The 19,147-nt window shown below is 62.7% G+C and carries 15 protein-coding genes and 1 riboswitch; of the genes, 10 read left to right on the top strand and 5 right to left on the bottom strand.

Translation table 11 applies throughout. The features are described 5' to 3' along the window. The first annotated feature begins 346 nt into the window (after window positions 1-346). The 6 genes from C0Z16_RS02680 (at window position 347) to C0Z16_RS02655 (ending at window position 7,445) form a co-directional block, all read left to right on the top strand. Window positions 347-766 carry a GreA/GreB family elongation factor gene (locus C0Z16_RS02680; protein ID WP_175130667.1) on the top strand — a complete coding sequence of 140 codons (420 nt, stop codon included), beginning with the start codon at window positions 347-349 and terminating at the stop codon, window positions 764-766. A 209-nt stretch (window positions 767-975) separates the two neighbouring features. Continuing rightward, a riboswitch (TPP riboswitch) is annotated at window positions 976-1,094 on the top strand. A gap of 160 nt (window positions 1,095-1,254) precedes the next feature. After that, complete coding sequence (thiC, locus tag C0Z16_RS02675) at window positions 1,255-3,186, top strand: phosphomethylpyrimidine synthase ThiC (RefSeq protein WP_102630696.1); 1,932 nt, start codon at window positions 1,255-1,257, stop codon at window positions 3,184-3,186. Between the two features lie 264 nt (window positions 3,187-3,450). Then, window positions 3,451-3,663 (top strand): glycine zipper 2TM domain-containing protein, encoded by a 213-nt coding sequence (locus tag C0Z16_RS02670; protein ID WP_102630695.1) that lies wholly within the window; start codon window positions 3,451-3,453, stop codon window positions 3,661-3,663. Between the two features lie 235 nt (window positions 3,664-3,898). Then, window positions 3,899-4,333 (top strand): hypothetical protein, encoded by a 435-nt coding sequence (locus C0Z16_RS02665; RefSeq protein ID WP_102630694.1) that lies wholly within the window; start codon window positions 3,899-3,901, stop codon window positions 4,331-4,333. Window positions 4,334-4,570: 237 nt separating this feature from the next. Beyond that, complete coding sequence (locus tag C0Z16_RS02660) at window positions 4,571-6,169, top strand: L-lactate permease (protein WP_102630693.1); 1,599 nt, start codon at window positions 4,571-4,573, stop codon at window positions 6,167-6,169. Window positions 6,170-6,518: 349 nt separating this feature from the next. Further along, entirely contained in the window at window positions 6,519-7,445 is a 927-nt protein-coding gene (locus C0Z16_RS02655; RefSeq protein ID WP_102630692.1) for a DMT family transporter, read from the top strand. 642 nt (window positions 7,446-8,087) lie between these two features. Here the strand turns inward: C0Z16_RS02655 and bamC are convergent. Then, window positions 8,088-9,317 carry an outer membrane protein assembly factor BamC gene (gene bamC, locus C0Z16_RS02650; protein WP_102630691.1) on the bottom strand — a complete coding sequence of 410 codons (1,230 nt, stop codon included), beginning with the start codon at window positions 9,315-9,317 and terminating at the stop codon, window positions 8,088-8,090. Between the two features lie 345 nt (window positions 9,318-9,662). On the opposite strand from bamC, the gene C0Z16_RS02645 reads away from it, so the two are divergent. From C0Z16_RS02645 to C0Z16_RS02635, 3 genes are all read left to right on the top strand, one after another. After that, entirely contained in the window at window positions 9,663-10,124 is a 462-nt protein-coding gene (locus C0Z16_RS02645) for a DUF2844 domain-containing protein (RefSeq protein ID WP_102630690.1), read from the top strand. Between the two features lie 229 nt (window positions 10,125-10,353). After that, window positions 10,354-11,619: a DUF3443 domain-containing protein gene (locus C0Z16_RS02640; RefSeq protein ID WP_102630689.1), complete on the top strand. Its 1,266-nt coding sequence runs from the start codon at window positions 10,354-10,356 to the stop codon at window positions 11,617-11,619. A gap of 142 nt (window positions 11,620-11,761) precedes the next feature. Then, window positions 11,762-13,651, top strand: coding sequence for a glycosyl transferase family 1 (locus C0Z16_RS02635; protein WP_102630688.1), 1,890 nt, complete (start codon window positions 11,762-11,764; stop codon window positions 13,649-13,651). Window positions 13,652-13,745: 94 nt separating this feature from the next. On the opposite strand, the gene C0Z16_RS02630 is transcribed toward C0Z16_RS02635, so the two are convergent. Continuing rightward, window positions 13,746-14,396 (bottom strand): hypothetical protein, encoded by a 651-nt coding sequence (locus C0Z16_RS02630; protein ID WP_102630687.1) that lies wholly within the window; start codon window positions 14,394-14,396, stop codon window positions 13,746-13,748. Between the two features lie 493 nt (window positions 14,397-14,889). On the opposite strand from C0Z16_RS02630, the gene leuA reads away from it, so the two are divergent. Then, window positions 14,890-16,608 carry a 2-isopropylmalate synthase gene (leuA, locus tag C0Z16_RS02625; RefSeq protein WP_102630982.1) on the top strand — a complete coding sequence of 573 codons (1,719 nt, stop codon included), beginning with the start codon at window positions 14,890-14,892 and terminating at the stop codon, window positions 16,606-16,608. Between the two features lie 126 nt (window positions 16,609-16,734). Here leuA and C0Z16_RS02620 read toward each other — a convergent pair whose 3' ends face one another. From C0Z16_RS02620 to C0Z16_RS02610, 3 genes are read right to left on the bottom strand one after another with little or no spacing between them, the layout of a single operon-like run. Then, a complete protein-coding gene (locus C0Z16_RS02620) occupies window positions 16,735-17,502 on the bottom strand; it encodes an amino acid ABC transporter ATP-binding protein (RefSeq protein WP_102630686.1) in 768 nt (255 codons plus the stop codon). After that, window positions 17,502-18,179, bottom strand: coding sequence for an amino acid ABC transporter permease (locus tag C0Z16_RS02615; RefSeq protein WP_102630685.1), 678 nt, complete (start codon window positions 18,177-18,179; stop codon window positions 17,502-17,504). The genes C0Z16_RS02620 and C0Z16_RS02615 overlap by 1 nt, the downstream gene beginning before the upstream one ends. Before the next feature lie 21 nt (window positions 18,180-18,200). Continuing rightward, window positions 18,201-18,983 (bottom strand): amino acid ABC transporter substrate-binding protein, encoded by a 783-nt coding sequence (locus C0Z16_RS02610; protein ID WP_102630684.1) that lies wholly within the window; start codon window positions 18,981-18,983, stop codon window positions 18,201-18,203. Between the last annotated feature and the right edge of the window lie 164 nt (window positions 18,984-19,147).

Below are 19,147 nucleotides of genomic sequence, written 5' to 3'. Positions count from 1 at the left end.
TCGCGCCGCCTCGTTCAATGCCAGCGGCGCTTCCTCACTCTGCTTCGATACCCGCCGGCCGTCCCATGCGCTTCCCGACTTCCCGTGCCCTCGTCCGCTTGCGCCCTCGCCGCGCAACCGGTTGCGCGCGCGTGCGGTCCGCGCCGCAACGCTCCGGCGAGCCGTCGCGAACGCTGCCGCCACGAACGCTTCCGCTTCACGCCGCCCGGCGCCCCACCTGACGCAGCCCGCTCCCTCGCCTGAAGCCGCGTCGTCCCCTAAGGGGATTTTCTCGGGGCGCCGGGCCGATCACATCCGCATGTTGTTTCCTTGCAGAGAGATTGCAGATCGAACTGGAGTATCCGCCGTGAAGCCGACCAGAAGGACCAAGCAGTGTTACCTCACCGAACTCGACGTCGCCCGTCTTGAGAAGCACGCCGCCGCGCCCGGCGCGGATGCCCGATTCCAGGACATGCTCGACGATGTACTGGAGCGCGCCGTGATCGTCGAGTCGCGCGAAATTCCGGCCAACGTGGTCACGATGAACTCGCAGGCCACGCTCGTCGACGAAAGCAGCGGCGAACATATGACGTGGACCGTCGTGTATCCACCCGACGCGGACTTCGCGCACGGCCGCCTGAACGTGTTCTCGCCCGTCGGCCTCGCGCTGCTCGGCGCAAAACGCGGTGAGCATATTCGCTTCATGCCGCCAAGCGGCGACGAAAAAGTGCTGAAGCTCGAAAAGATCCTGTATCAACCCGAAGCCGCCGACGATTTCACGCGGTAAGCAAGCGGCGCCGCGCGGCGAAACTGCTGCGGCGCGTCATGCGTGGCAGCCCCGTCAATACAAGCATAGTGCGTGAATAGCGCATATGCGGCCGCGGCGACGTTGGCGATTCACGCCCCGACTCGCACTGGCGATGCAAGTCTCCGATAGCGCCCCCGGCGCATCGCGAACGGGTTGCCAAGCAGCGCCTGCCCGGTGTATCGTGTGCGCTGCTAACGCGGGGGTCCTGCGTTGCACGGAAGTTGGAGGTCCGTGCCGCGTGGGTGAGAAATACCCTTTGAACCTGATCTGGATAATGCCAGCGCAGGGAAGCGTACGGATTTCGCACTGCAGCTCTTTAGCCTCACCTCTCGCGAATTCCGACTACTTCCATCTCGTCTCCTGCTTAGCGGCCCCACATTGCTTTGCATGGGACCGGAGTGACGCGCTACAGCGCGAATTCTGGTCGACAGCTAAAGCGTCAATTCTGGTCGACACAGGAGATACGCATGAACGCCAATCCGAAGTTTCTTTCCGCCGACGCCCACGTCGATGAAGCCGCCGTCGCGCCGCTGCCGAATTCCCGCAAGGTCTACGTGACCGGCTCGCGCCCCGACATTCGCGTGCCAATGCGCGAAATCAGCCAGGCCGACACGCCTGACAGCTTCGGCGGCGAAAAGAATCCGCCGGTCTATGTCTACGATACGTCGGGCCCCTACTCCGATCCCGAAGCGAAGATCGACATCCGCGCCGGCTTGCCCGCGTTGCGTCAGCGCTGGATCGAAGAGCGCGGCGACACGGAAGCGCTGACCGGCCTCACGAGCGACTTCAGCCGCGAACGCGCCGCCGATTCCGCCACCGCCGAGCTGCGCTTCCAGGGCCTGCACCGCACGCCACGCCGCGCGATCGCCGGCAAGAACGTCTCGCAGATGCACTACGCACGCAAAGGCATCATTACGCCGGAAATGGAATACATCGCGATTCGCGAGAACCAGCGCCGCGCCGAGTATCTGGAGAGCCTGAAAACGAGCGGCCCGAACGGCGAAAAGCTCGCTGCGATGATGGGCCGCCAGCATCCGGGCCAGGCGTTCGGCGCGAGCGCGTTCGGTCCGAACGGCCTCACGGCGATCACGCCGGAATTCGTGCGCGAGGAAGTAGCGCGCGGCCGCGCGATCATTCCGAACAACATCAATCACCCGGAAAGCGAGCCGATGATTATCGGCCGCAACTTCCTCGTGAAGGTGAACGCGAACATCGGCAACTCGGCGGTGACGTCGTCGATCGGCGAGGAAGTCGACAAGATGACGTGGGCGATCCGCTGGGGCGGCGACACGGTGATGGATCTGTCCACCGGCAAGCACATCCACGAAACGCGCGAGTGGATCATCCGCAATTCCCCGGTGCCGATCGGCACGGTGCCGATCTATCAGGCGCTCGAAAAGGTCAACGGTAAGGCCGAAGACCTGACGTGGGAAATCTTCCGCGACACGCTGATCGAACAGGCCGAGCAAGGCGTCGACTACTTCACGATCCACGCGGGCGTGCGTCTGCAATATGTGCCGCTCACCGCCAAGCGCATGACCGGCATCGTGTCGCGCGGCGGCTCGATCATGGCGAAGTGGTGCCTCGCGCATCACAAGGAAAGCTTCCTGTACGAGCATTTCGAAGACATCTGCGAAATCATGAAGGCGTATGACGTGGCCTTCTCGCTCGGCGACGGCCTGCGTCCCGGCTCGATCTACGACGCGAACGACGAAGCGCAGCTGGGCGAACTGAAGACGCTCGGCGAACTCACGCAGATCGCGTGGAAGCACGACGTGCAGACGATGATCGAAGGCCCCGGGCACGTGCCGATGCAGTTGATCAAGGAGAACATGGACCTGCAACTGGAATGGTGTGACGAAGCGCCGTTCTACACGCTCGGGCCGCTCACCACCGACATCGCTCCGGGTTACGACCACATTACGTCGGGCATCGGCGCTGCGATGATCGGCTGGTTCGGCACCGCCATGCTCTGCTACGTGACACCGAAGGAACACCTCGGGCTGCCGAACAAGGACGACGTCAAGACCGGCATCATCACGTACAAGCTCGCCGCGCATGCCGCCGATCTGGCGAAGGGCCATCCGGGCGCGCAGGTGCGTGACAATGCATTGAGCAAGGCGCGCTTCGAGTTTCGTTGGGAAGACCAGTTCAACCTCGGCCTCGATCCGGACAAGGCGCGCGAATTCCACGACGAAACGCTGCCCAAGGATTCGGCGAAGGTCGCGCATTTCTGCTCGATGTGCGGCCCGCACTTCTGCTCGATGAAGATCACGCAGGACGTGCGCGAATTCGCGGCGCAACAAGGCGTCACCGACGACGAAGCGCTGAAGAAAGGCATGGAAGTGAAGTCGATCGAGTTCATGAAGAAAGGCGCTGAAATCTATCAGCGGCAGTAAGGCGCGGATCGCGGATCGGGCGTCGCCATCGCGCCGTTCGATTCGCTCATACGCCGTCTCGTAGCATGAAAAGCCCGCTCCGGCGGGCTTTTGCGTTCCCGCGTGGCAGGCACGCAGCATGCTGGACGAAGTGAAACATTTGATTACGAAACCGTCAATCTGCTGACAACCGCATACATCTGGAAACCGGCTGCGGCGATAAGATCAACTCAAACAACGTGAAACGACAGGCGGTTTCGAATCACAACAAAGGGAGCGAGCATCATGAAATCGATTCGTCAAATGGGTACGCTTGCGGCGATCGTGACGGTCGTCGCAAGCCTTTCTGCGTGCAACGGCATGACCACGCGGCAACGCGATACTGCAATCGGCGCGGGCGTCGGTGGCGTGGCAGGTGCTGCGATCGGCGGTAATGCGCTGTCGACGCTCGGCGGCGCAGCGGTGGGCGGCGTGATCGGTAATCAGGTCGGCAAGTAGCCGCTGATTCATAGCGGCGGATTGCGGCCCGGGCGATGGACCCGGGCTCGCGTTGCGCTGCAACGATGCGCTCGCCGAAAGCGGGAACGCGCCGCCGTAAAGTGGCGAAAGCAACGAGCCGAAAGCAACGAGGTGAAATACGCCGTTACGGTTTTGCAATCCTGTTTGCGCCGCGTGAGCGTAAGCTCATGCGATAACGTCCCGACGGCGGCGTCGGTGCGAACAGGAGCGCGTCATGAAGTCCGGCGTCATCGACTCTTTTCATGGTATCGGCAGGCGGCTCGCGCTGAGCAGCGCGGCGAGCGTATTGCTCCTGTCAGGCTGCTATTACCCTTACGGCTACTATCCGGGCTACTACCCGTACTATGCGACCGTGCCCGCCAGCGCCACACAACGCGAAGTGCCGCTCGGCACCACAGGCGACGCGAGCGTTCAACAGCAGTCGCCACAACAGATCCAGCCAGCGCAGTCCGACTCCGCCTCTTCGCCTCCTGCTTACGTCGTGGCGCAGCCGCCCGTCTACGTCGCGCCCGCCTATCCCGCCTACTATCCGCCGCCGGTGTATCCGGCCTGGTATGGCTACGGCTATCCCGCCTGGTACGGCCCGGCGGTGTCGATCGGCTTCGGCTGGTCGTGGGGCGGGCATGGTGGCCATGGCCGCCATCATTGAACGCAGTCGCGCGATGCCGGCACCGTCGCGGCATACGCTCGCGGTTCATCCCGTAGTTTCCCTTCTTGACTCGCGAGCCTCGGGCTCTATCCTTGGTTAAGCCGCACGCAGTAACCGTTTAAAAGCGAGCCGGCCCACGCTTTCGCGTACGGCTGGCATTCATCCGTCCTGCACCGAGCGACGCGTCCCGTCATTCGCAGTCCCGCGTCGATTTCGAACAACAACGAAGGAGACGTGATGTTTCATCAACTACTCACCCCAGTCGGCAATTCCCTGCTTCCGTCGTTCCTCGTCGCGGCGTTGCCGATTGTCGTGGTGCTGGTGCTGCTTGGCTGGGCGCGCCGGCCTGCGTGGCAGGCGTCGCTCGCGGGGCTGATCGTCGGCTTGATCGTCGCAATTGCCGTGTGGCAGTTTCCGATACGGCTCGCGCTCGACTCGGTCGCTGCCGGCGTGGTATTCGCGTGCTGGCCGGTCATGTGGATCGTCTTCACGGCAATCCTGCTATACAACATCGCGCAACGCTCGGGCCGCTTCGCGGCTTTTCGCATGTGGATGATCGACAACCTGCCGAACGACCGGCGCGTCGTGCTGGTCGTGGTCGGTTTTTCATTTGGCGCGCTGCTCGAAGGGATTTCCGGCTTCGGCACGCCGGTCGCGATCACCAGTTCGCTGCTGATCCTGCTCGGCTTTCCGACGCTCGAGGCGCTCACCTTCACGCTGATCTTCAACACCGCGCCGGTCGCGTTCGGCGCGCTCGGCGTGCCGATCACCGTGCTGGGCGCGGTCACGCATCTGCCGGCCGATTCGCTCGCGAAAATGGTCGGCCGCCAGTTGCCGTTCTTTGCGTTGATGCTGCCTTTCTATGTGATCGCCGTGTATGCCGGCTTTCGCAACATGGCGCGGATCTGGCCGGTGCTGCTGGTGTCGGGCGCGAGCTTCGCGCTCACGCAGTTCGTCGCGTCGAACTACGTCAATTACAGTTTGACCGACGTGTTGTCGTCGATGGTGTCGCTCATCGTGACGATTGCGTTTCTGCGCGTCTGGAAGCCGGCGGCCGATCCCGCGTTCGCGATCAACATCGACCGCGTCGGCGAAGTGCGCGGCAAGATCGGCGGCGGCCAGGGCTGGTATCCGTGGATCATCGTGTCGGTGGTGGTGATTGTGTGGACGGTGGCAAAAATCTTCCTGATCGGCGACGTCAAGGTACCCTGGCCGGGGCTCGACAAGGCCGTGTTCATCACTTTGTACAACACGCCGTACAGCGCGGTATGGGACTTCCAGCCGCTCGCAACCGGCACGGCGATCCTCGTCGCAGCGATCATCACGAGTCTGGTGGTCGGACTGAGCGCACGCGAATTCGGCGCGGCGATCGCCGACACGTGGGTGCAGACGCGCATCGCGATTCTGACAGTGGCGACCATCGTCGGACTCGCGTATCTGATGAACTACTCGGGGTTGACGTACACGCTCGGCCTTGGCGTTGCTTCGGTCGGGCCGTTCTTTCCGCTCGTGTCGGCGTTCCTGGGCTGGACCGCGGTGTTCCTGTCGGGCAGCGACACGTCGGGCAATGCGCTGTTCGGCAATTTGCAAGTGGTGGCGGCCAATCAGTTGAATCTGAACCCGATTCTGATGGCCGCGACGAACTCGTCAGGCGGCGTGATGGGCAAGATGATTTCGCCGCAAAACATCTCGACGGGCGTGGCGACGACGGACCTCAAAGGCAAGGAAGGCGTGGTGTTCGCGAAAACCTTCAAGCATTCGATCCTGTTGACCGTGCTGCTCGGCATCCTCGTGTGGCTGCAGCAAAACGTGCTGCAGGGGATGATTCCGCATTGAACCCGCGGCGGCGGGCGTGCTCTGTCGACGCGCCCGCTTGTCCACGCGCATGCCCGCTGGAGATGGCTTGTGGGCTCATGCACTGCCGCAAACATCACTCGCACCCGATGATCGCAGTCACCACTCACGCCTCGCCCCGCACGTCTCCTTTTTGCGTTTGATCGCAATATTTCTCACATCAGCGTGAGAATTGCTCGCTTTGCGGGGCTTGTCGGCTGCGCTTACGATCATGTGTATCAGACGCCCCTCTCCCGGAACTTGCCGTTTCATTCGAGCCTGAAACGTTTCCCTCTATCGCGCTGTTACGATGCGCAGGTGTCTCGACTCAACTGTGCGCGGCGCCACCATAATGAATGCCAAAAACCTTTTCCAGTTGCTTATCCTGGCGGCCCTATGGGGTGCGTCGTTCCTGTTTATTCGCGTCGGCGTGACCGACTTCGGCGTCGCTCCGTTGATGGCGCTGCGTGTCGGCATCGGCGCGGCCTTCCTCGTTGTCGTGCTGCTCGCACGACGCCCGCTGCGGCAATCGGCAACAATTCTGCGCACGCGGGCTTTTCCGCTGCTGGTAGTCGGCATTCTGAATTCGGCGGCGCCCTTTTGCCTGTTTGCGTATGCCGAGTTGACGCTGTCGGCGGGCGTGACGTCGGTGATCAATGCGACGACGCCGCTTTGGGGCGGCCTTGTGGCGTTTCTCTGGCTGCGCGATCGCCTGAGCGCGTTGCGCACGCTCGGCCTCGTGATCGGCTTCCTCGGTGTACTGATGCTGGTCTGGGATCAGATCGCCACGCCGAGCGGCACGGCTGGCACGCCGCTGACCACTGCGCTCGCGGCCGGCGCGGCGCTTGGCGCGACGCTGCTGTACGGGATCGCCGCCAACTACACGAAACGCTACCTGACGGGCGTCGACGCGCTGACCGTCGCCACCGGCACCATGACGGGCGCGACGATCATCCTGTTGCCGCTCGCCGTGATCTACTGGCCGGCCGCGCCGGTCTCCCTGCACGCGTGGGGCGCGGTGCTCGCGCTCGGCATCGCATGCACCGGCATTGCCTACATGCTGTTCTTCCACCTGATCGCGGTGGCAGGACCGGCGCGGGCCATCACGGTGACGTTCGTGATTCCGATTTTCGGCATTCTGTGGGGCGCGCTGTTTCTCGGCGAAGGCGTGTCGCCCGGCATGCTCGAAGGCTGCGGCGTAATTCTGGTGGGGACTGCGCTGGCAACTGGCGTTGTGAAGCGCTTGCCGTGGGTGGGGGCGCGGCGCGCGGATACCTGAGGGTTTTTGACGCATTGAGATGCCGCCAGCCTGTCGCAAGGTTCGGTACGGCTAGTGCGATAAGGAATCCTTGAGAAAATAACCCGCACTCCACTGGAGTGCGGGCAAAAACCGTCGCCCTACGAGGATAGGCGACGGGGCCACCGGGGCTGCGCGTCGAATACGCGGCCGTGATCGGGATAAGCATCGGTTATTTGGCCGAGGCTCGAATAGCTGAGAAACTGCGGCTGAAAAAGACTCGCAGCAACCCTCACATCGGCCGTGCCGGTCCTGCCGCATGAGCTTAAAAGCACCTTGTATGCCAGTGATGGCGATACGCAAGATATTGCCGCAACGCGTTGATTAAGCGGGGCATTTTGAGCGAACGACGGCGTTTAACGAACACGGTGGCGAAGGCCTGGAGAGTTACGTCACCGGGGTAACGTCACGTTACACGCGGGCCAAGGGCCGGGCGTAGACCACCACCTCCTCCCGTTGAACACCGGTCCGCGCCGGCGTCCCGTGGCAGGCAAGACATGCGTACGCCGCCGCGCAACCCAACGCCGGCCCCAACGCATTCACGCACACGCAAAAAAACCCGCCCGGGACAAACGCCCCGGGCGGGTTCTGAGAATCGCTTGCCGCCTGCTGCCGCGGCTTCGTTCAGTGCAACTGATCGGCCATCAGACTCATGATCTGCTTGGCCTGCGGGCTTTCGTCGACACCGCCTTTGTCGTCTACCACGGCCACGCGGGTCTGGTCAGGCGTCAGCGCGCGCACGTTCACGCGATACTGCCTGGCCACTTTTTCCTTCTTGCCGTGGAACACCTGGCTCCAGAAGCCCTGTTCGGCCGACGTCATATCCTTCGGATCGACGTAGCGCACGAAGTACAGCCCGCGGCTCAGATCGCGGTCGTCGACGGTGAAGTTGCTGCGATCTAGCGCAAGACCCACGCGCAGCCAGGCGCGGTCATACGGTTCGCCAAGCGTCAGTTCGTTCGACGACAACTGCGCCGACGCATTCGCCGCATCCGGATCGCGCACCGGCTGCTGGGCCGACAGCGCGACGTTCTGTGCCGCCGTGGCCGCAGCCGCCGATTTGGCACCCGAGGTGGCCGCATTAGGCGCCGTCTGTGCGCCGGCCGGCGATAGGTCCGCGCTCTGCGTGCCGCCCTTCGCGCGCGAATCGGCGAGCGCGAGCGCCGCCATCAAGCGCTTGAGGTATTCCTGTTCGAGGCCGGGATCGTTCGCCTTCGGTTCCCACGTGCTCGAGTCGTTATTGGTGCCGGTCAGCGCCTCACGCATGCCCTTCTGGCTGACGAACACATAAGTGCCGCCGTTCGGCGCGGCTTCGAGGCGCGTGCGGTACTTGTTGCGCTCGGAAGTCACGTAGCTGTTGCCCATCGCCTTCGACAGCGTGCTGCGGATCAGACCGTCGTTGATCTGCGCGTGGGTTTCGTTCCAGTCGGTTTCCATCACGCCCTTGTCGCGCTGATCGACCACCAGCAGAAAACCCTGCTCCTGCCAGAACCGGCGGATCTGCGGCCACGCCTCGTCGGGCGCCTTGCGGTCGATCACGAGCCAGCTTTCCGTGCCGTCGCGCTGGATATGCATGCCGGTGACGGGCGGCACCACAGCGAGCGTATTCGCCGCCGGCGCCTGCGCCTGAACCTGGCGGAGCGCGGACAACGAGGTTTCCCCGCCTTGCGGGGGCAATGAACGCTGATCGGGCGTCTCGTCGATCATGTTCGGCGGGACGGCGAGTGACACCTGCTTCGATTTCGAGTCGCTCTTGTAGTCGACTTTGGTCGGCGACGACGTGCCGCAGCCGGCGACCAGCCCGCCCGCCATCAGCATTACTGCAAACCGCTTGGTAAGACGAAGATCAGTCATGTTCGGGGAATCCTTCCGCTACGCCACGGCAAGTTTTCCGTGGATCAACCCAACATTTTACCGATCCCGGCGCGCCCTGTGCAAAAACTGGGGTTTGCCCGTCCTGCAGGCTCTCTCGCACGCGCCATATTTAACAATCGACAACGATTCCCAATCGTCTGTCAGAGGCATGCGAATGTTCTGTCAGAACATTGTTTTAAAAGACACTTTCGGAACCAGGCCGGCTCCGATTTTGGGATGGCGCGGGGCGGCGAAACGCGCGCCAGGCCTAGTCAGCAAACGCGGGTGCTATCTTGGATTCGACATCCCAATAAAGCCTGAACGCCCTATGCGGGAGAGACTGATATGCCAAAAATTCACTGCACCCAGGTTATTGCGGCGTCGGCGATGGCCCTCGCGACGTTGTGCGGCAGCGCCGACGCTTGCGCCGAACTGGGCGGCGTGATGCCGCTGACTTCGAATGCACACGCCCCAGCGCCCTCGAGCCTCATGAACGGCGCGTTGCGCGTTCGCACATCGACCGATGCGGGCAACACGATCATCAACGAATACGCAGCCAGCACCGGCGAGATCGTCGCGTACACGTGGCAGGGGCCGACCATGCCGGATCTCGTGGCGCTGCTGGGCAAATACGCAGGCTCCTACCGGGCAGGCGCGGCGGCGCAGGCGGACAGCAATCTGCACGCGTCGCGTGTGGTGCGGCCGGACGTCGTCGTCGAATCGGGCGGCCCGATGCGCAGCTACGCGGGCCGTGCCTGGCTGCCCGGCGCGTTGCCGCCCGGTGTCACGCCCGACGATTTTCGCTGACGCCTTTTCAGGCGCTGCCGGACGTCTCTGGCGCGATCATCTCCGACGCATTTCCAGCGTATCCCGAACGTCCGGAAGCGCTGTGGAATGGGCCGGCACAAGTCGACGAAAGCAGCCGCAACACCGCCTGCCGACGACAAACGAGGCGTCAAACGAGGCGACAAACGAGGCGACAAAAGAATGCGTCACACAACAACAATCCGAACAATCGTCGATCAGGCATGACGCCATGAAGCCAATCTTTTTCCTGCCCAGCCTGCTCCTTGTTTGCACCGCGCTTGCCGCTTGCGGCGGCGGTGGTGGCGGCAGCACGCCGGCCACCACCACCGGCGCGAGCACTCCCAGCGCGGCGAACGCCCCTCCAGCCTCGGCTTCGTCGGCGGCGTCCAGCCCGAGCAGCACGACCGTGCCGCAATCGAACACGCCGAACGTCCAGCCGATCGTCGTGACGGCCGCGCCGCGCCTCACGCGCAACATGCTGACGACCAGCGTCACCGTCTGCCAGCCCGGCACGGACAACTGCACGACCATCGACCATATTCAGGTCGACACCGGCTCGCACGGCCTGCGCATTCTCGCGTCCGCCATGCCGGCCAGCCTGGTGCTGGCGGCGGTCGCATCGGGCCCAGGTGTATCGGGCGAATGCGCGGTCTTCGGCGGCGGTTATGCATGGGGCGCCGTGCGCAGCGCGGACGTGCGCATGGCCGGACAACTGGCCGCGTCGATCCCGATTCAACTGATCGCCGATCCTTCCGTGCCCACGGTGCCGGCAGACTGCGCCGGTTCGGGCCCGTCGATGCTCACGCTCGACACGCTGCGCGCGAACGGCATTCTCGGCGTGGGCGTGTTCGCGGCCGACTGCGGCGGCGCCTGCGTCAACACGGCGCTGCCCCGCTGGTACTACCGCTGCGACGCGGGCGGCGCCTGCTCGCCGGCCACCCAGGCGCTCGCACAGCAGGTGGTCAATCCGGTCAGCCGGTTCCCACTCGACAACAACGGTGTCGTGATCGATCTTCCCGCGATTCCCGACAGCGGCGCGCTCACCGTTTCGGGTTCGATGATTTTCGGCATCGACACTCAGGCGAACAACACGCTCGGCAGCGCGGGCGTGCTGAAGGGAAATCAGCAGACCGGCTACGTGACGACGACAAGCGGCGGCCAGACCTCCACGCAAAGCTATCTCGACACGGGCTCCAACGGCCTGTTCTACCGCGACACGCAACTGCCGCAGTGCGGCTACTGGTACTGCCCCAGCTCGACCCAGGCGGCGAGCGCGACGATCACGGGAACAAACGGCGCATCCAACGCGGTCACCTTTTCGATCGGCAATTCGCGGGTGCTCTTTGCGTCATCGAACAACGCCTTCGACAGTCTCGCGGGTATGGCCAGCAGCGGCTTCGGCTGGGGCTTGCCGTTCTTTTTCGGCCGGCGCGTATATACCGCAATCGCATCGCGCGCGACGTCGGCCGGGCCCGGGCCTTACTACGCTTTCTGAATCGGAGGCCGTATTTGACGTACTGAAAATTCTGAAACTCGGTGATGGCGCAAATTCGATATCGGGTGGCTGCGATAATCGCCGTTCGCGGCTAACGCATCTGGAAGATAGTTAGTCATGCCTAACTAAAACCCGCTACCCGATGGAAGACGCCACCTTTTCGCTCGACGATTTCGAACAGCTCGTTTATGCACGGCAGCATGTCCGGGCGTCGATCCAGTTACTGTCCGCGATCGCGCTGCTTCAGCACAAGCGCGGCGTGCTGGACGGGAGCTTTCTTGCGTCGGGCATGACGGGCTTGACGCCCGCCGAACAACGCAAGCGCTTCTGCACGCGTCTCGCGAGCGCGGCTTCCACGTTGTTCGCCGATCCGGAATTCAGGCTGCCCGCCGAATGCTTCAGGCTGTTCCTGACGCTGCATGAATGGGTCGGGCTGCTGTTCTCCGTCACGCCGTTCCGCAATGCAGACCACGTCGCTCGCCATCTGAATCCCCGTGGCGCGCAAGACACGCAGTTTTTGCCCGGCGACAGCTTCGTCGAAAAGCTCTGCGTGCTTTACTCAACCGAGTCGGAACTGGAACTCGACTTCGCCGCGCTGTGGGCATACGACAAAGTCCTCGCGGCTTGCCTTGCGCTCGTCCTGCTCGCGCCGGTCTTCAAGGGCTCACAGAGCGCGCACGTCAAACGTGAAGCGCTGATCGGATGGCTGCCCGGCAAACTGCGGGACATCGACGACCTGGACGATCTGCCCACGGCCTTGCTGCATAACGCCTATATGTTTTGCAGTTACGCCGAGACGCCTCGGCGTCATGAGATCAAGCGCGACATCAATGTGCTGGTGCGCCGCAAGCTCGCGCAACTGGGGTTAACCGACCTCCCAGCGGCGCCGCGTGCGGTGGCCGCCGCCAAGAACGCGAAGCACACTAGGCGGCGCAAGAAACCGTTGATGATGGTCGTGCTCGAGTGGTTCGGCGGCGCTCATTCGATCTACCGCACACACTCGCGCACGCTCGAGGCCGCGCGCGAGCATTTCGAGGTGGTGGGCTTCGGCTTCGGTTATGCAATCGACGACGTCGGGCGAGCGGTCTTCCACCGCTTTATCGAACTGGAAGATCCCGATTACATCGGCGAGTGTCTGCGAACCATCCGCGATTTTGCGGAGCGCGAAAAACCTGACGTGCTGTATATGCCGAGCGTCGGCATGTTCGTGATGACGGTATTCATGTCGAATCTGCGCGTCGCGCCGCTGCAGATTGCGGGGCTTGGACATCCGGCCACCACGCACTCCGACAAGATCGATTACGTGAGCGTCGAGGAAGACTATGTCGGCGATCCCACGTGCTTCAGCGAACGCCTGATGAAGCTGCCGAAAGACGGGCAGCCGTACCGGCCTTCAGTCGCGCTGCCGGACATCGTCGCGTGCAATCCGCCGTCGCGCGAAACACTCGAAGTGGTCATTACCGCGAGCGCGATGAAGCTCAACCCTGCGTTTCTCGACGCGTGCTGCGAGATCGGCGCGCGCGCGAGAACACCTGTCGAATTTCATTTCATGAGCGGCATGCCGGCCGGTCTCGTGCTCGATCAGATGCGCGACGTCATCGGTCACGCGCTGCCTGGCGCCGTCGTGCATGGCTTTCATCAGTATGGGAGCTACCTCGAGCGCGTGAATCGCTCGGATCTTTTCCTGAGCCCGTTTCCGTTCGGCAATACGAATGGCATTGTCGACGCGCTCACGCTCGGTTTGCCGGGTGTGTGCAAACGCGGCTCCGAAGTGTTCGAGCGGATCGACGGCGCGTTGTTCGAACGCGTGGGCATGCCGTCGTGGACAACGGCGAACAGCGTCGGGAGTTACATCGCGGCGGCCGTGCGAATGATCGATGGGCACGACGAACGCAGCGCATTGCGGCAGCGTTTGATCGATACGCGAGCGGTGGAAATCTGCTTTGAGGGCCGGCCGCAGGCGTTTGCGGAAAGCGTTTTAGCGTTGATGAAGAACGCGCGCAGCCGGCGTGATGCCGAGGTGGTTAGTTGACGGTCATGCAGGAGTGAACCGCTGAAACGGTGAGCGCCCGCGCCGGGCGCCATTTAGACTCTCAATCACGCCATCAATCGCCGCAGCAAAGGCCCTATTCGTCGGCTTCGCTTGCGGCCTGCGTGGCCGGCGCGGCCAGCTTCGCCGGCGCGAGCCAGCTAAAGACATCCAGCGTCGGACCGTGGAACGTGCATTCAGCGGCCGCTGCCTGAACGATCTTTTTCGGTTTTGCCGGCTTCAGCGCAAGCGCCCGCGGTTCGGACGCCATCAACGACGCAGCCGCATCTGAAGCGCCCAATCCGCCCACGTTGGACGACGACCCCGACCCAGCCGACGCCCCCGCCAACCTCTCGACCGCAAGCGCGTTCGAAGCCCCCGAAGCCGTAACACCGATAGCCGCCGACCCAGCGGAAACCCCGGAAGCGGACAAAGCCGAAGCCGCCAGTACGCCCGACGCAGCCGTCCCAACTGAAGCCTTGGAACCCGAACCAGCACGCGGCGCAGCGGCGGCTGCGGCAACCTCCGACGCCGTCATCACATGTTCAATGGAGCCTTCCACCACCACACGCGAACCGTCGATACCGGCGCCCGTATGGCCGATCTTCAGCGTATCCGATGAAGTTTCCGCCAGCTTGCTTCGCATCATCTGCTCGCACGCGTCCGAGTTCTTATAGACAGCCGTGCAGGCCGCGAGGAGTGCCGCAGCGGTCGTGGCGCAAGCGATAGTGAGAATCCGAATCTTCATTGACGTTCCGTTTTTCAAGCCGTCGGGAATTGTAGCTTAGGAGCCGTTGCAATCGTCACGTACACCCGCTCGCTGTCTCGCGCTTGAGGCGATGACCAGCATCGCCACGCTTCCCGGATTCAGCCATGTCACAACGTGACCGGACGACAAGTCAGCAAGGCATACCGCATCACGCCTCGGGGCACACACAAAACCCGCATACCGCCCGAAGACCCGGCTCGCTCCGTTGCCGCCCTCGCATTGCCGCCCCGCCCTTGACGCCGTCCCAATAATATGTTCCTATTGCGCACTATGTACCGCGCCCAGACCACCCTATCTCTACTACTAGCCCGCTCTACCGGGCTAGGTCTGCTGCTGCGCGCTTCCATCTGAAACACCGAAGCACCGCATGATTTCCCAGTAACTGACCAGCCCCGGTTTCCGACCGGCGGCGCTGCTTTGCGTTTTTGTCGTCCGGTCGACTACCCGCTTGTCGAACCCACGGATGATGAAAATGTTGAAGAACCCTGCTACCAAGTACCGCTCGTTCAAGCCCATCGATTTGAAGGACCGCCAGTGGCCGTCGCGCACCATCACGCGGGCGCCGATCTGGATGAGCACCGACCTGCGCGATGGCAACCAGGCGCTGTTCGAGCCGATGAACGCAGAGCGCAAAATGCGCATGTTCAAGACGCTGGTGCGGATCGGCTTCAAGGAAATCGAAGTGGCGTTTCCGTCGGCATCGCAGACGGATTTCAACTTCGTGCGCGAGTTGATCGAAGGCGGCCACATTCCCGACGACGTCACGATCGAAGTGTTGACGCAGGCCCGCGACGATCTGATCGAACGCACCTTCGAATCTTTGCGTGGCGCGCCGCGCGCGATCGTCCATCTGTACAACGCAACCGCGCCGGAATTCCGCAAGATCGTGTTCGGGCTCGACCAGAACGGCGTCAAGGAACTCGCGCAAAAAGCCGCTCGCACGATGAAGCGTCTCGCCGATGCCGCGCCGGAAACGCATTTCACGCTGCAATACAGCCCCGAAGTGTTCAGCGGCACCGAACTCGAATTCGCGAAGGAAGTCTGCGACGCCGTGTTCGACATCTGGCAACCGACGCCAGAGCACAAGGCCATCGTCAATCTGCCGGCCACCGTCGAAATGGCCACGCCGAACGTCTACGCGGACCAGATCGAATGGATGCACCGCAATCTCACGCGCCGCGATTCGTTGATCGTGTCCGTGCATCCGCATAACGATCGCGGCACCGCCGTGGCCGCAGCGGAACTCGCGGTGATGGCGGGCGCCGATCGCGTCGAAGGATGCCTGTTCGGCAACGGTGAACGCACCGGCAACGTGGACCTCGTGACGCTCGCGCTGAATCTGTACACGCAAGGCGTCGATCCCGAGCTCGACTTCTCGAACATCAACGAAGTCGCGCGCACGGCCGAGGAATGCACGCAGTTGCCGGTGCATCCGCGTCATCCGTATGTCGGCGATCTGGTGTTCACCGCGTTCTCCGGCTCGCATCAGGACGCGATCAAGAAGGGCTTCGCGGTGCAGAAGCCCGACGCTGTCTGGGAGGTGCCGTATATGCCAATCGATCCGAACGACCTCGGCCGCACTTACGATTCCGTGATTCGCGTGAACAGCCAGTCGGGCAAAGGCGGCATCGCTTATCTGCTCGAACAGAGCTACGGCGTCGTGTTGCCGCGCCGCTTGCAAGTGGATTTCAGCTCGGCCGTGCAGCGCTTTACCGACGACAGCGGCCAGGAAGTCACGCCGTCGCAAATCTGGGGACTGTTCCAGCAGGAGTACGTGCAGAACACGACGCCGGTTCATTACGTCGGCCACAGCCTGTCCGAGCAGGACGGACGCGAGCACATCAAGCTCACGGTCGATATCAATGGCACGCGGCGTGTGCTGAACGGCGAAGGTAATGGTCCGCTCGACGCATTGATGCACGCGATGGGTGTGCCCGTGAGCATTCAACACTATGAGGAGCGCGCGTTGACGCAAGGCGCCGATGCGCGCGCGGTCGCCGTCGCCGAAATGGCCGGCGCGGACGTGACCGGCAGCGCGTTCGGCGTGGGCATCGACGCCAATCTGGTGACTGCGTCGATTCGCGCGGTGATCAGCGGCGTGAACCGCGCCTATGCTCGCGCAAATGCGGAGTCCAAAGAACGGTTCTTCGAAACGGCGCTCAACGACGAAGCCGAGCGCGCCGAGGCGTGACACATCGGTGACGAGGCTGTGATGGCCTGACATGCAAGAAGGGGCGCCTCGAAGCCGGGACGCCCCTTCATTTTTGCCGCATACGTCAGCGGCTATTCTTATCAGACGTACTCTCTCAGCCCCGCTTCACTCGGTCCATTCATCAGGCAAGCTGTGTGTCAGCGTCGACACGAAGCGCGCGGTTTCCTCCTGCTGCGGCCGCATGAAAACATCGCGCGACGGGCCGGACTCCACCACCACGCCGTTGTTAAGAAACACCACATCGCGCGCGATGGTGGCGGCGAGCCGCAAATCGTGGGTCGCCATCAGCATGGTCATGCCTTCGCTGGCGAGTTGCTTGAGCACTTCCACCACTTCCGCGGCGAGGCCGGGATCGAGCGCCGACGTCGGTTCATCGCACAACAACACTTCCGGCGACGGCGCCAGCGCACGCGCAATCGCCACGCGCTGCTGCTGTCCGCCGGACAAAGTGATGGGCCACGCATCGCCCTTGTGCGCGATGCCAACCTTCTCCAGCAATTCGTCCGCGCGAGCCCGCGCCTTTTGCCTGTCCCACTTCAGCACGGTCAGCAAGCCTTCCATCACGTTCTGACGCACCGTGAGATGCGGAAACAACTGGAAGTTCTGAAACACCATGCCCGTGCGGCGGCGAATCGTCAGCACCGTTTCGCGCGAGGGCCGCTCGTCGGGACTGAACGCGAGTTGCTGATCGCCGATTTCGAGCGAACCCGCCTCGGGAATTTCCAGCAGATTCACGCAGCGCAAGAGCGTACTTTTGCCGCTGCCAGAAGGTCCGATCAACGCGGTGACGTTGCCTTGTGCGAGGTGCAGATCGACCGAATTGAGCACACGGTGCCCGGAAAAATACTTATCGATTTTTTCAAGCCGGATCATCAGCTGCCCGCCTGAAAAAGTGCATGACGACCGAACTTGCGTTCGAGCCTCACTTGCGCCGACGACAGCACTGAACTGAACAGCAGATACACCAGCGCCGCCTCGGTATAGAGAATCAAAGGTTCATAGGTGACCGAAGCAATTCGCTGTGCTGCCTGGAACACTTCGGGCACCGTCAGCACGGCTGCGAGCGACGTGTCCTTCACGAGCGCGATAAATGAGTTCGACAGCGGCGGCAATGCGACGCGCGCCGCTTGTGGCAGGATCGCGCGGCGCAGCGCCTGCTCGCGCGTCATACCCATCGAATACGCGGCTTCCCACTGCCCTTTCGGGATCGACTCGATCACGCCGCGGATCACTTCCGAGTTGTAGGCACCCACATTCAGCGAGAAGCCGATGATCGCCGCCGTCAACGGATCGAGCACGATACCCACGTTCGGCAATCCGTAGAAGATCACGAATAGTTGCACGAGCAACGGGGAGCCGCGAAAGAGCCACACGTAGAAGCGCACGCCCGCCACCGCCCACTTCGGCCCGAATAGCCGCACGAGCGCGACGATAAACGCGAGAGCGAGCCCGATCGCGAACGACGCCAACGTGAGCGGCACCGTGAACACGAGCCCCGCATATAGCAGTGGCCACAGCGACTGCGCCATCAGATGCAACCATGCCGGCATATTCAGACTCGCGAAAGGCGTTTATTTGGAGACGTCTTTGCCGAAATACTTCTGCGAGATCTTCGCGTAGGTGCCGTCTTTCTTGATGTCCGCGAGCGCCTTGTTGATCGCCGCGACGAGTTCAGGGCTGCCCTTGCGGATCAGCACCGCGGACTTGTCGCTGCTTTCCGGCGACGTATCCAGCGTGGCGATCTTTACCTTGGCATCCGGCTTGTGCTTCTTGAAGTCGAGGAACGACAGCGAGTCGTTAACGGTGGCATCCACGCGGCCCGCGGTCAGCAGATCGATTGATTCATTGAAGCCCTGCACGGGAATCACTTCCGCGCCGTGCGCCGCCGCAATCTTGCCGAAATTGCTGGTCAGGGTGTTGGCCGACTTCTTGCCCTTCAGATCGTCGAAGGTCTTGATCGCGCTGTTGTCCGAGCGCACGATCAGCGCCGCGTGCGATGTGATGTACGGGTCCGAAAAATCGTATTTGGCCTTGCGCGCGTCTGTCACGGCGACTTCGTTGATCACCGCGTCGTAGCGGTTCACGTCGAGACCGGCGATCAGCCCGTCCCACTTGCCTTCGACGAATTGCGGCTTGACGCCGAGATGCTGCGCAATCTGCGTGCCGATCTCCACGTCGAAGCCGGTCAGCTTGCCCGATTCATCGTGATACGTGAATGGCGCATAGGTGCCTTCCGTACCGATCCTGAATACGCCGGAGGACTTGATCTGCGCGAGTTCATCGGCCGCGAATACGGGGCTCACGGTGACCGCATGAAACAGCGCAATCAGCAGAATGGAACGAATCGACTTCATGAGTGGCTCCCTAAAGTGGCCAGGCCGTTTGCCTGGACTCGTGTTGGCAGTCCCGCCGGCGCTTGCGCCCGGCGGAGTGGGCGGACTGTAGCAAACGGCCTGCGTTTTTACAAAGGATCAGCTTTCCAATCCATATGCGCATCCGTGCTAAGCCGCAGCCATAG

Source organism: Paraburkholderia rhynchosiae (genome assembly GCF_002879865.1).
GTDB classification, from domain to species: domain Bacteria; phylum Pseudomonadota; class Gammaproteobacteria; order Burkholderiales; family Burkholderiaceae; genus Paraburkholderia; species Paraburkholderia rhynchosiae.
Note: the sequence above shows the minus strand (reverse complement) of the source record. Positions and strands in the feature narration are given on the sequence as shown.